This window comes from Bacillus sp. DB-2 (assembly GCF_003315125.1).
Lineage (GTDB): Bacteria > Bacillota > Bacilli > Bacillales > Bacillaceae_G > Bacillus_A > Bacillus_A mycoides.
Map to the genome: position 1 here is coordinate 195,548 of NZ_QNRN01000001.1, position 13,084 is coordinate 208,631.

Annotated in this window: 11 protein-coding genes and 1 other annotated feature; of the genes, 2 read left to right on the forward strand and 9 right to left on the reverse strand. The window is 38.4% G+C overall.

Translation table 11 applies throughout. The annotated features are described in order from the left end of the window. Positions 1-54: 54 nt before the first annotated feature. The 3 genes from mnmA to cymR are packed head-to-tail and all read right to left on the reverse strand — an operon-like array spanning position 55 to position 2,784. Positions 55-1,170 carry a tRNA 2-thiouridine(34) synthase MnmA gene (gene mnmA, locus DET63_RS01120; RefSeq protein ID WP_002088752.1) on the reverse strand — a complete coding sequence of 372 codons (1,116 nt, stop codon included), beginning with the start codon at positions 1,168-1,170 and terminating at the stop codon, positions 55-57. Between the two features lie 16 nt (positions 1,171-1,186). Next, a complete protein-coding gene (locus DET63_RS01125) occupies positions 1,187-2,332 on the reverse strand; it encodes a cysteine desulfurase family protein (RefSeq protein WP_002067246.1) in 1,146 nt (381 codons plus the stop codon). Positions 2,333-2,367: 35 nt separating this feature from the next. Next, positions 2,368-2,784 carry a cysteine metabolism transcriptional regulator CymR gene (gene cymR / locus DET63_RS01130; protein WP_000704117.1) on the reverse strand — a complete coding sequence of 139 codons (417 nt, stop codon included), beginning with the start codon at positions 2,782-2,784 and terminating at the stop codon, positions 2,368-2,370. Between the two features lie 395 nt (positions 2,785-3,179). Here cymR and DET63_RS01135 point away from each other — a divergent pair, with 395 nt between their 5' ends. Together DET63_RS01135 and DET63_RS01140 are read left to right on the forward strand one after the other, a co-directional pair. Next, positions 3,180-4,466 carry a replication-associated recombination protein A gene (locus tag DET63_RS01135; RefSeq protein WP_002067244.1) on the forward strand — a complete coding sequence of 429 codons (1,287 nt, stop codon included), beginning with the start codon at positions 3,180-3,182 and terminating at the stop codon, positions 4,464-4,466. A gap of 37 nt (positions 4,467-4,503) precedes the next feature. Next, a complete protein-coding gene (locus DET63_RS01140; RefSeq protein ID WP_113935634.1) occupies positions 4,504-5,145 on the forward strand; it encodes an RsfA family transcriptional regulator in 642 nt (213 codons plus the stop codon). 156 nt (positions 5,146-5,301) lie between these two features. On the opposite strand, the gene DET63_RS01145 is transcribed toward DET63_RS01140, so the two are convergent. The 6 genes from DET63_RS01145 to relA all read right to left on the reverse strand — a co-directional run bounded on the left by DET63_RS01145 (position 5,302) and on the right by relA (position 13,076). Beyond that, entirely contained in the window at positions 5,302-6,069 is a 768-nt protein-coding gene (locus DET63_RS01145; protein ID WP_000903181.1) for a tRNA threonylcarbamoyladenosine dehydratase, read from the reverse strand. A 505-nt stretch (positions 6,070-6,574) separates the two neighbouring features. Continuing rightward, complete coding sequence (aspS, locus tag DET63_RS01150; protein ID WP_002067242.1) at positions 6,575-8,350, reverse strand: aspartate--tRNA ligase; 1,776 nt, start codon at positions 8,348-8,350, stop codon at positions 6,575-6,577. A 12-nt stretch (positions 8,351-8,362) separates the two neighbouring features. After that, positions 8,363-9,634 carry a histidine--tRNA ligase gene (hisS, locus tag DET63_RS01155; RefSeq protein ID WP_012261743.1) on the reverse strand — a complete coding sequence of 424 codons (1,272 nt, stop codon included), beginning with the start codon at positions 9,632-9,634 and terminating at the stop codon, positions 8,363-8,365. 69 nt (positions 9,635-9,703) lie between these two features. Further along, positions 9,704-9,934: a binding site (T-box leader), on the reverse strand. 54 nt (positions 9,935-9,988) lie between these two features. Then, entirely contained in the window at positions 9,989-10,165 is a 177-nt protein-coding gene (locus DET63_RS30085; protein ID WP_001242605.1) for a hypothetical protein, read from the reverse strand. A 269-nt stretch (positions 10,166-10,434) separates the two neighbouring features. Beyond that, positions 10,435-10,875 carry a D-tyrosyl-tRNA(Tyr) deacylase gene (locus DET63_RS01160; protein ID WP_016092357.1) on the reverse strand — a complete coding sequence of 147 codons (441 nt, stop codon included), beginning with the start codon at positions 10,873-10,875 and terminating at the stop codon, positions 10,435-10,437. 17 nt (positions 10,876-10,892) lie between these two features. Next, positions 10,893-13,076, reverse strand: a complete 2,184-nt coding sequence (gene relA / locus DET63_RS01165; RefSeq protein ID WP_002138443.1) for a GTP diphosphokinase — start codon at positions 13,074-13,076, stop codon at positions 10,893-10,895. Between the last annotated feature and the right edge of the window lie 8 nt (positions 13,077-13,084).

The window sequence follows — 13,084 nt, forward strand, 5'->3', positions numbered from 1 at the left end:
ATTCGCTTTATGTAAAAGAAACCTCTAACCGCTAATCGGCAGAGGCTTCTCGTGTTATCCTAAATAATCTAATTTCTTACCACTATGATATACTTCATCAATTGTAGCGCCGCCTAAGCACTCATCTCCATCATAGAAAACAACTGCTTGGCCTGGCGTAATCGCACGAATTGGCTCATCACAAAGAATACGAACTGTATTTTCATCAACGATTTGAACCGTTACTTTATTGTCTGCTTGACGATAACGGAATTTCGCTGTACACGTAAATTCTTTTTCCTTCGCTTTATTACTTACCCAGCCTACATTCGTAGCAATAACTTCATCACCATATAGAAGTTCGTTATGGAATCCTTGATCAACATATAAAATGTTTTCTTTCAAGTTTTTCCCCACAGCAAACCACGGATCACCATTACCACCAATACCAAGGCCATGACGTTGTCCAATTGTATAATACATTAAACCATCATGTTTCCCTTTCACTTCACCAGATAATGTTTGCATCACACCTGGTTGCGCCGGTAAATAGTTACTTAAGAAATCTTTAAAGTTACGCTCACCGATGAAGCAAATACCAGTACTATCTTTCTTCGCCGCTGTCGCTAAACCAGCTTCTGTCGCCATTTCGCGAATTTGTGGTTTCTTTAATTCACCTAATGGGAACATTGTTTTTGATAGTTGCTCTTGGCTTAATTGATTTAAGAAATATGTTTGATCTTTATTGTCATCAACGCCGCGAAGCATTTTATATTCGCCGTCCATATAAGCAACGCGTGCATAATGACCTGTTGCTACATAATCAGCACCAAGTGCAATTGCATGCTCTAAAAATGCTTTAAATTTAATTTCTTTGTTACACATTACATCTGGGTTTGGTGTACGACCAGCTCGGTACTCATCTAAAAAGTACGTAAATACTTTATCCCAGTATTGTTTTTCAAAGTTTACTGCATAATACGGAATGCCGATTTGGTTACACACTTCAATTACATCATTGTAATCTTCTGTTGCTGTGCAGACACCATTTGCATCTGTATCATCCCAGTTTTTCATAAAAATTCCGATTACATCATAACCTTGCTCTTTTAATAAAAGAGCTGCTACAGATGAATCGACGCCACCGGACATCCCGATGACAACGCGTGTTTCTTGAGGTAGTTTGTTCATCATGTCACCTCCCATGCTAATTTTGTGTTAATCGCTTCACGATTTTCACTGTTTCGTACGCCGCTTTTTCAATTTGCTCTTTCGTATTTCCAAGTCCGAAACTAAAGCGTACGGATGAACGTATTTGATCGGAGTCTTTTCCGAACATCGCCACTAATACATGTGATGGATCAATCGAACCAGCTGTACAAGCAGAACCACTTGATACTGCAATACCAGCTAAGTCTAGGTTTACAAGAAACGGTTCAATATTCATTCCTGTAAAACTTATATTAAACACATGTGGTAAGCGATATTCCAAGTCTCCGTTTACCTCGAAATGAATGTCCTCATTTTTGAAGACAGATACCATTATATCTTTAAACTCTTCATATTGGGCATTTTTTTGCTCACGAGTTTTTTCAGCTAGCGAAACTGCATGTTGAAGTCCAGCAATACTAGGTACATTTTCAGTACCAGCACGACGTTTTCTTTCTTGCTCTCCGCCTATTAATAACGGTTCAAATTTCACATTTGCACCAGCATATAGGAACCCTACACCTTTTGGGCCGTTAATTTTGTGAGCAGAAATCGATAATAAATCAATACCAAACTCTTTCACATCTATTTCTATTAAACCGTAAGCTTGTACAGCATCTGTGTGGAAATAAGCTTGATGCTCTTTTAACAGCTTTCCTATTTCCACAATTGGTTGTATTGTCCCTACTTCATTATTCCCGAACATAATAGATACAAGAATCGTCTCTTCCGTTAGTGCCTTTTGTATGTCAGAAACTTGAACACGCCCTGTTTCATCAACAGGTAAATACGTCACTTCAAATCCTTCACGCTCTAACAATTCACACGTATGCAAAATCGCATGATGTTCAATTTGCGTTGTAATAATGTGGTTACCTTTATGACGATTCGCACGCGCTACACCTATAAGTGCTAAATTATCAGCTTCTGTACCACCGCTCGTGAATATAATTTCATTTGGACTCGCGTGAATGCTACGTGCACACACACGTCTCGCCTCATCTACCGCATGGCGCGTTTGACGCCCATAAAAGTGAATACTAGACGGGTTTCCAAATGTTTCTGTCATATATGGAATCATCTTTTCGACCACTTCTGGGTGAGTCGGAGATGTCGCAGCATGATCTAAGTAAATGCGTTCCATTAAATCTCCTTCTTTCCAAATCGTTTCACAAGGAATTAAATGTAAAACATATAGCCCCCGTGATTTTCTTCCTCATAACGTACTAAATCTTCTAAAGTTGTACTATCTAATACTTCTTGCACCGCATCACGAACACGCATCCATAATTGGCGTTGTGCTGGTTCTTCTTCTTCTATCATTTCTACAACACTAATTGGACCCTCTAGTACACGGATTACATCTCCAGCTGTAATGTTGACTGGCTGATCAGATAATACATATCCGCCATATGCCCCGCGCGTACTCTTTACAAGACGAGCGTTACGAAGTGGTGAAATTAATTGCTCTAAGTAATGCTCAGATAGGTCATGTGCCTGTGCAATTGATTTTAATGAAATTGGGCCTTCACCAAACTTTTTTGCAAGGTCGATCATAATTGTTAAGCCGTAGCGGCCTTTTGTTGAAATCTTCATCTATTTTGCACCTCTTTTCAAATTTTCACTTCTATTGGTTATATCTTATTTATCCCGCTATTTGCGGGCAGTAAAACTCCCACCTCACAATTCGGCTGGAGCAAAGAAGTTAGGTGGGGGATGAACAAAACCCCCACTAATTAAAGTTTCACTTTATAAAAGAACACAATTTAAAATCCTATGAAATTATAGCATAATATAGTATTATAAGAAATTTCAACTTGTGTATCAAAATGATAACATAAAATCACATTGAAAAACTCGGAAATTATTACAATTGAAAGAAAAATATGAATATTCGTATTCGTTTTCCCCACAAAACAGCATCCTATTTCAAATTTCATCAAAAAAAATGATACGATAGAATGAGATTATACATTAAGGGAGAGGGTCAAATGAAACAACCACTCGCACATCGAATGCGCCCTACAAATATTCAAGAAATTATCGGACAACAGCACTTAGTTGGTGAAGGCAAGATTTTATGGCGTATGGTCCAAGCAAATCATTTTCAATCAATGATTTTATACGGTCCTCCAGGCACAGGAAAAACATCAATCGCTAGCGCAATTGCAGGAAGTACTGGAACCCTGTTTCGCCTCTTAAACGCTGTTACTCATAATAAAAAAGATATGGAAGTTGTCGTACAAGAAGCGAAGATGCATCGGCACCTCGTTTTAATTTTGGATGAAGTTCATAGGCTAGATAAAGCGAAGCAAGACTTTCTATTACCCCATTTAGAAAGCGGACTTCTTACTTTAATTGGTGCAACGACAAGCAATCCGTTCCATGCTATTAATTCTGCTATTCGAAGCCGTTGTCAAATCTTCGAATTACACGCATTAACAGAAGATGATATTTTAATTGGCTTAAAACGAGCGCTTGAAGATAAAGAAAAAGGGCTTGGGGAATATGATGTAACTGTTACGGATGAAGCATTACATCACTTTGCAAATGCGTCAGGCGGAGATATGCGCTCAGCTTATAATGCACTTGAACTAGCTGTTTTATCTAGCTTTACAACTGACGACAAAGCCGCGGAAATTACACTTGAAATCGCGGAAGAATGCTTACAGAAAAAGAGTTTTGTTCACGACAAAGGTGGCGATGCTCACTATGACGTTTTATCTGCTTTTCAAAAATCAGTACGCGGAAGTGATGTGAACGCCGCGCTTCATTATTTAGCACGTCTTATTGAAGCTGGTGACTTACAAAGCATCGGTAGACGTCTGCTTATTATGGCATATGAGGATATCGGACTTGCTAGCCCACAAGCTGGACAACGTACACTTGCAGCGATTGAATCAGCTGAACGGGTCGGCTTCCCAGAGGCACGCATACCACTTGCAAATGCTGTTATTGAACTTTGTCTATCACCGAAATCAAACTCGGCCTATAAAGCACTCGATGCCGCACTACACGATTTACGTAATGGCCAAACAGGCGATATTCCAAGTCATTTAAAAGATAGTCATTATAAAGGAGCCGAATCGTTAGGAAGAGGCATCGGATACTTATATCCACACGATCACCCAAACGGTTGGGTACAACAACAATACTTACCTGATAAAATTAAAAACAAGCAATATTATAAACCGAAAACGACAGGAAAATTTGAACAAGCACTTTCTACTGTTTATGAAAGATTACAAAGTTCGCATAAAACGAAGAATAAAGGGTAATATAAGCGAAAACGTCACCATTACGGAGGGTTCGCTTATGAAAACACGTCAAGATGCATGGACAAAAGAAGACGATCTCCTTTTAGCAGAAACTGTTTTACGACATATTCGCAGCGGAAGTACACAAATAAAAGCATTCGATGAAGTCGGTGATACATTAAACCGAACTTCAGCAGCTTGTGGCTTTAGATGGAATGCTGAAGTAAGACCATATTATGAAGATGCGGTGCAAATCGCAAAAAAACAACGTAAAGAATTAAAGCGTTCGGAAGCTAAAATAGAAAAAGAGCAGTTCACACAAACTCGGCAGCTCGTAATCGATGCCGAGTTTTCAGAAGATATTGTCCCAAATAAACAAGGTCTTACAATGCAAAATGTCATCTCATTTTTGCAAAACTTGGAGCACAATAACCCTTCACTCGCAAAGTTACAAACTGAAAATGACGTATTACAAGATCAGCTCACTTCCCTGCAAAAAATGAATAATGAACTTGAAGCAAAATTAGCTGTTCTCACAAAAAAACAACAAGCAATCGAAGAAGATTATGCAATGCTTGTTAGAATTATGGATCGTGCTCGAAAACTTGTTTCGGTCGAAGAACAAGAAGAGCAAATTGCTCCGATTTTCAAAACCGATCAAAATGGAAATTTAGATATTATATATTCTGCAGAAAACTAAAAACAGGGATGCCACTTTTTCAACTAAGTGACATCCCTGTTTATTTTCCCTTAGTAAAAAAGCACCACAGTAAATGTAATTATATTAACGATTCGACATCGATATTTCTTTAAAACATACAAAAAGCATATATCCTAAACGATATATGCTTCCTTTTTATTCTTGCCCTACACGCTTCACTTCTACGTTTTTAATACGCTCACGTACAACGTGACTTGCCATAATTAAACCAGCCACAGATGGTACGAACGCATTTGAAGAAGGTGGTAATTTCGCTTTACGAATTTTTGCATTTTCGTCTGGTACGATTTCTTTACGTACTTCTTCACGAATTACGATTGGGTTTTCGTCAGAGAAGACAACTTTTACACCTTTTTTAATACCATCTTTACGAAGCTTCGTACGAATTACTTTCGCAATTGGATCTGTATGCGTTTTAGAAATGTCCGCAATACGGAAACGAGTTGGGTCCATTTTATTTGCCGCACCCATACATGAGATAATTTTGATTTTACGACGTAAACATTGTTTAATTAAATGAATTTTGAACGTAATCGTATCAGATGCATCTACTACGAAATCTAAACCGTGTTTAAAGAACTCTTCATATGTTTCATCTGTATAAAACATCTCTAGTCCAATTACTTCACACTCTGGATTAATATCTGCAATACGCTCTTTCATTAATTCTACTTTTGAACGTCCTACAGTAGATACTAACGCGTGAATTTGACGGTTTACGTTTGTAATATCTACAACATCTTTGTCAACTAATACAAGACGTCCTACGCCAGAACGTGCTAACGCTTCTGCCGAAAATGATCCTACACCGCCAATACCTAAAATACCGACTGTACTATTTTTTAATATTTCAAGGCCTTCTTTTCCAAAGGCTAATTCATTACGTGAAAATTGATGTAACATTCAGCTCTACACTCCTATTACAAAAATGGTCTACCATGTATTCTAGCGTTTTTCCGACTATTTGTATAGAAAAAGTTATAGAATCCTTAAAAATACATATTTTAAAAATGAAAACATAGTGTAAACCGGGCTTTTACTTCTTCCTAAATGCAAGTTTACAAAGGAGGATTCAGATGGCCGAGCAGATCGAGGCACTTATGCTAGGAGAAGCACAGTGTAGCTTTACTACTCGAGCACCGGACTAGCATAAGCAACGATGAGATGCGACGGTTATCTGAACCGGACTTTTTAAACAACCTCTTCAATATACGTTTAAAAAGGAGGATTTAGAGAACCGAGCAGATCGAGGCACTTATGCTAGGAGGAGCACAGTGTAGCTTTACTACTCGAGCACCGGACTAGCATAAGCAACGATGAGATGCGACGGTTATCTGAACCGGACTTTTTAAACAACCTCTATAAAAAAAGCCTAGATGGGGTTAGTATAACCATCTAGACTCTATTCTTACTTCTCTTCTTTCAAGCTCAATTTTAAGCTTAGCTCTTCAAGCTGAGCTTCTGCAACTGGGCTTGGCGCTTCTGTTAATAAGCAGCTTGCGCTTGCTGTTTTCGGGAATGCAATTGTATCACGAAGGTTCGTACGACCTGCAAGTAACATAACAAGACGGTCTAAACCTAATGCGATTCCGCCGTGTGGTGGTGTACCGTATTCGAATGCTTCTAATAAGAATCCGAATTGTTCTTGTGCTTCTTCTTGTGAGAATCCAAGTGCTTTGAACATTTTTTCTTGTACGTCACGCTCGTAAATACGAAGTGATCCACCACCAAGCTCATAACCGTTTAATACAAGGTCATATGCTTGTGCACGTGCTTTTTCTGGTGCTGTTTCTAATAACTCAACGTCTTCACGGAATGGCATTGTGAATGGGTGGTGAGCTGCGAAGTAACGATCTGCATCTTCATCGTACTCAAGAAGTGGCCAATCAGTTACCCATAGGAAGTTAAATTTACTTTCGTCAATTAACTCAAGCTCTTTACCTAAACGTAAACGAAGTGCACCTAAGCTATCTGCAACAACGCTTTTCTTATCTGCTACGAATAGTAATAAGTCACCAGCATCCGCTTCTAATGTACTCATTAACACGTTTGCATCTTCTTCACCGAAGAATTTCGCAATCGGTCCTTTTAAGCCGTCTTCTTCAACTTTAAGCCAAGCTAGACCTTTTGCACCGTATACTTTGGCGAATTCAGTTAATGCATCGATGTCTTTACGAGAGTATTTGCTCGCTGCACCTTTTGCGTTAATCGCTTTTACTTGTCCGCCGTTTTCTACAGCACTTGTAAATACTTTAAATCCACAACCTACTGCAAATTCAGATAGGTCTTTTAGTTCCATTTCAAAGCGTGTATCCGGCTTATCAGAACCAAAGCGAGCCATTGCATCAGCATATTTCATACGAGGGAATGGTGCACTAACTTCTACACCTTTTGCATCCTTCATGACTTTCGTCATCATACGCTCCATCATTTCTAAAATTTCATCTTGCGTTAAGAATGATGCCTCGATATCAATTTGCGTGAATTCCGGTTGACGGTCCGCACGTAAATCTTCGTCACGGAAACAACGTGCTACTTGATAGTAACGTTCAAATCCACCGACCATAAGAAGCTGTTTAAATAGCTGCGGAGATTGAGGTAATGCATAAAATTCACCATCATGCACACGGCTTGGTACTAAATAGTCGCGAGCTCCTTCTGGCGTGCTCTTCGTTAAAATTGGTGTTTCAACTTCTAAGAACTCTTCTGTATCTAAGAAGTTACGAATTGTTTTCGTTACGTCATGACGCATTTTGAATGTGTTGAACATTGCAGGACGACGTAAGTCTAAGTAACGATATTTTAAACGCACATCTTCTGATGCATCTGTATCATCAGCAATAATGATTGGCGTTGTTTTCGCTGCGTTTAATACATTTACTTTCGATGCTTGTACTTCAATACGACCAGTTGCCATATTATCATTAATTGCGCCTTCACCACGTTCAACAACTGTACCTTCTACGTGTAATACGTATTCGCTACGAATCGTTTCTGCTACTTCTAACGCTTCTTTTGATGTTTCAGGATTAAATACAACTTGTACGATACCTGTACGGTCACGTAAGTCGATAAAGATTAATCCACCTAAATCACGGCGTTTTTGTACCCAACCTTTTAATTGAACTGTTTGTCCAACCGCTTCTACTGTTACTTTCCCGCATGCATGTGTTCTTTCAGCCACTTTAAGTTCCCCCTATATTAATTTCTCTGCTACATATGAAGCAAATACATCTAACGCTACTTCTTCTTGTCCGCCTGTTGCCATATCTTTTAAGTTAATGATGCCTTTATCTAGCTCATCTTCCCCTAATACAGCTACGTATTTCGCATTTAAACGATCTGCAGATTTAAATTGTGCTTTCATTTTGCGATCTAAATAATCTTTTTCAACTGATAATCCAGCTTTACGAAGATCGAACGCAACTTTTGCAGCACGGTCTTTCGCTTTTTCACCAAGTGCTACAACGTAACAATCAATACTATGTTCAATTGGTAACTCAATATTTTCAGCCTTCAGTGCCATAATTAAACGCTCAATACTCATCGCAAAACCGATACCTGGCATTTCCGGTCCACCGATTTCTTGTACAAGTCCGTTATAACGGCCACCGCCACTTAATGTTGTGATAGCACCGAAACCTTCTGCCTCACTCATAATTTCAAAAACAGTGTGTTGGTAGTAGTCTAAACCACGTACTAAATTCGGATCTTTCTCAAATGGAACATCCATCATCGTTAGTAGTTCTTGTACTTTGTCGTAGTATACTGCTGAATCTTCGTTTAAGTATTCTGTAATAGATGGTGCCGTGCTCATTAATTCATGATTACGGTCCTTCTTACAGTCTAAAATACGAAGAGGGTTTTTTTCTAAGCGAGATTGGCAATCAGAACAGAATTCTCCGATGCGCGGCTCAAAGTGAGCAATTAACGCATCACGGTGTGCTTGACGACTCGCTGCATCACCTAAGCTATTTAATACAACTTTAATATTTTTTAAGCCCATACCGCGGTAAAACTCTACAGCAAGTGCAATTACTTCTGCATCAATTGCTGGGTCGTTACTACCAATTGCTTCAATACCGAATTGTACGAATTGACGATAGCGACCTGCTTGTGGTCTTTCATAACGGAACATTTGGCCGATATAGTATAATTTTGTTGGTTGTGTTGCATCACCGAACATTTTGTTCTCAACGTAAGAACGTACAACAGGTGCAGTACCTTCTGGACGTAATGTTAAACTACGCTCTCCACGGTCTTGGAATGAATACATTTCTTTTTGTACGATATCTGTCGTATCACCAACACCACGTAAAAATAGCTCTGTGTGCTCAAAAATTGGTGTACGAATTTCTTTATAATTGTAACGACGGCAAATGTCGCGCGCTTGCCCTTCGATATACTGCCATAACTCAACACTACCTGGAAGAATATCTTGCGTTCCGCGTGGGATTTGAATAGACATATTCAGTTCCTCCTCAAATTGTTTTAATCTTAATAAAAATAAAAAAACTCCCGCCTCTACTGTTTGAACAGTAGGGACGAGAGTATTATACCCGTGGTGCCACCCTAATTGAAGCACGTATGCTTCCACTTTTTTAATAACGCTTAAATTTGCGTTCATCTCTACTAAGCGTATAAGCCTTTCAAGTTGAAACCTACAGAGTGTCATTCAATCAGTCATCATGTAGAAATGTTTTCAGCCTAGGACATTTCTTCTCTTTCCATGTGTATCTCATTTACTCTCCTCTATCAACGGCTATATTCATATGTAAATATAAAATTACTATACGTTTGTTGAGTAGGATTGTCAAGTGCTCTAAGAGCGCTCAATTTGCTTCTTTAGGCGCTTTACATCTTGCAGTGAAATTCCGAACTCTGAAGCAAGCTCCATTGAAGTATTGTTTTGCTCTTTTGAAATAAAATCATGAAAATTCACGTTAAACAGTTGATTTGCACCATTTGTAACAGAATGCCCTTTTTCATTCATACGCATACGTATATCCCTCACATTCAATATGGATGTTTTACTTGTTATTGTTCCATATTGATGAAAGAGTTATACATAACTGAAAACAGCTATTGATTCCAAATAAAGTGAAACTTTAATGAATAGGGGTTTTGTCCATCGCCACTCATTATTAGCCCTCACTAATCAGGCTTTTACGAGCAGTGGATCTCCCACAAATAGCGGGATAAATGAACAAAACATACAACAATGTATAAAAAAGAGAGGATTATATAATCCCCTCTTCTTAAGCAACACTATTTACTATCCACAATTAAGGTCACCGGACCATCATTGATTAAAGAAACGTCCATCATTGCTCCGAACTGTCCTGTCTCCACATGCAGTCCTTGTTTACGAACTTCTTCATTAAAGAAATCATATAAATGTTCTGCATAATCAGGTTTCGCAGCATCCATAAAGTTTGGACGTCTTCCCTTGCGGCAATCTCCGTATAATGTAAATTGCGAAATAGATAGAACTTGTCCCTTCATATCAAGTACAGAGTGGTTCATCTTTCCGCTCTCATCTTCAAAAATACGTAGGTTTGCAATTTTTTCTGCGATATAAGTTGCATCTTTTTCTGTATCTTCATGCGTAATGCCAACTAGTAATGTTAAACCGAATGGAATTTGTCCTACAATCTCGCCATCTACTGTGACAGACGCTTCCTTTGATCGTTGTAAAACAACTCTCATCTTTTCTACACTCCCTATTAATGCATCATGCGTCGTACGGCATAAATTTCCGGAACACGTTTAATGCGCTCTACTACTTTTTTCAAGTGTTGTAAGTTTCGAATAGAAATCGACATGTTAATCGTTGCCATCTTATTACGATCACTTCTACCAGAAACAGCTGAGATATACGTCTTCGTTTCTGTAACAGCTTGTAATACTTCATTCAATAAACCACGACGATCATAGCCTGAAATTTCAATATCAACATTGTACTCAATTTCTTTTTCAGGACTACCTTCCCAATCTACTTCTAGTAAACGCTCCACCGCTTCTTCTGTATGCACATTGACGCAATCGCAACGGTGAATTGATACGCCTCGACCTTTCGTAATATAACCAACGATATCATCACCTGGAACTGGGTTACAGCATTTTGATAAACGAATTAACAAATTATCTGCACCACTTACCTTTACACCAGAATCCCATTTTCGAATTTTCATCGGTTTACGAACTTCTTTAACTTCAACGATGTCTTCTTCTTCACGTTGTTTACGGAACTTGTCCGTTAGTCGCGTAACAATTTGCGCTGCTGTAATTCCGTTATATCCAACTGCTGCAAACATATCTTCTTCATTTGCAAAGTTAAACTTCTCAGCGACACGTTTTAAATTATCAAGCGCTAATACTTCTTTCATCTCATACTCTAAGCCACGCACTTCTTTTTCAACAAGCTCACGGCCTTTTTCAATATTTTCATCTCTACGTTGTTTCTTAAAGAATTGACGTATTTTATTTTTCGCATGAGATGTTTGAGCAAGCTTTACCCAATCTTGACTTGGGCCATAAGAATGTTTCGATGTTAAAATTTCAATGATGTCACCCGTTTTTAATTTATAATCAAGGGTCACCATTTTCCCATTTACTTTTGCACCAATTGTTTTATTCCCAATCTCTGAATGGACACGATACGAAAAGTCAATTGGAACAGATCCAAGTGGTAATTCCATTACATCGCCTTTCGGTGTGAAGACGAATACCATGTCAGAGAACAAATCAATTTTTAATGATTCCATAAACTCTTCTGCATTAGAAGCTTCATTTTGCCATTCTAATATTTGACGGAACCAAGTTAGTTTCTTCTCTAATGTACCAGTTGTTTCTGCTGTTTTTCCTTCTTTATACGCCCAGTGTGCCGCGATTCCGAATTCTGCAATCTCATGCATTTCTTTCGTACGAATTTGCACTTCTAGCGGATCACCTTTTGGTCCAATTACAGTCGTATGAAGAGATTGATATAAATTTGCTTTCGGCATTGCAATATAATCTTTAAAACGACCTGGCATTGGTTTCCAGCACGTATGAATAATTCCAAGCACCGCATAGCAATCTTTAATACTATTCACAACGACACGTACAGCTAGTAAATCGTAAATTTCATTGAATTGTTTATTTTGCAATGCCATTTTACGATAAATACTGTAAATATGTTTTGGTCTTCCAGAAATCTCAGGTTGAATTGAAACTTCTTTTAATTTCTCACGAATACCAGTCATTACTTCATCTAAATATTCTTCACGCTCTGCACGTTTACGCTTCATTAAATTTACAATACGATAATATTGCTGTGGGTTTAAATAGCGGAGTGACGTATCCTCTAACTCCCATTTAATAGTACTAATTCCGAGTCTATGTGCTAAAGGTGCAAAGATTTCTAACGTTTCATTCGCAATGCGACGCTGCTTCTCTTGAGGCAAATGTTTCAATGTACGCATGTTATGAAGACGATCAGCTAGTTTAATTAAAATAACTCGAATATCTTGAGCCATTGCAATAAACATTTTGCGATGGTTTTCTGCTTGTTGCTGCTCATGGGATTTATATTTAATCTTTCCAAGCTTTGTAACACCATCGACAAGCATAGCGATTTCTTTATTAAATTCCCGTTCAATGTCTTCTAATGTAATTTCTGTATCTTCCACTACATCATGTAAGAAACCTGCCGATACTGTAGCCGGATCCATGTGTAAATCAACTAAAATACCTGCAACTTGAATTGGGTGAATAATATATGGTTCACCCGATTTTCTATATTGTTCGCTATGTGCATCACGCGCATATTCATAGGCACGTGCCACTAGCTCAATATCTCCATCCGCTAAATATTGACTTGCTTTCTCGAGTACCTGTTCAGCTGTTAGTACTTGCTCATTTGCCATCGAATCAC

What these genes read in the sequence shown, in the direction of transcription:
- mnmA (WP_002088752.1), bottom strand. Translation starts at nt 1,170, where the DNA reads ATGAACAAACTACCTCAAGAAACACGCGTTGTCATCGGGATGTCCGGT.
- hisS (WP_012261743.1), bottom strand. Translation starts at nt 9,634, where the DNA reads ATGTCTATTCAAATCCCACGCGGAACGCAAGATATTCTTCCAGGTAGT.
- DET63_RS01135 (WP_002067244.1), top strand. Translation starts at nt 3,180, where the DNA reads ATGAAACAACCACTCGCACATCGAATGCGCCCTACAAATATTCAAGAA.
- DET63_RS01140 (WP_113935634.1), top strand. Translation starts at nt 4,504, where the DNA reads ATGAAAACACGTCAAGATGCATGGACAAAAGAAGACGATCTCCTTTTA.
- DET63_RS01160 (WP_016092357.1), bottom strand. Translation starts at nt 10,875, where the DNA reads ATGAGAGTTGTTTTACAACGATCAAAGGAAGCGTCTGTCACAGTAGAT.
- relA (WP_002138443.1), bottom strand. Translation starts at nt 13,076, where the DNA reads ATGGCAAATGAGCAAGTACTAACAGCTGAACAGGTACTCGAGAAAGCA.
- DET63_RS30085 (WP_001242605.1), bottom strand. Translation starts at nt 10,165, where the DNA reads ATGCGTATGAATGAAAAAGGGCATTCTGTTACAAATGGTGCAAATCAA.
- DET63_RS01125 (WP_002067246.1), bottom strand. Translation starts at nt 2,332, where the DNA reads ATGGAACGCATTTACTTAGATCATGCTGCGACATCTCCGACTCACCCA.
- DET63_RS01145 (WP_000903181.1), bottom strand. Translation starts at nt 6,069, where the DNA reads ATGTTACATCAATTTTCACGTAATGAATTAGCCTTTGGAAAAGAAGGC.
- cymR (WP_000704117.1), bottom strand. Translation starts at nt 2,784, where the DNA reads ATGAAGATTTCAACAAAAGGCCGCTACGGCTTAACAATTATGATCGAC.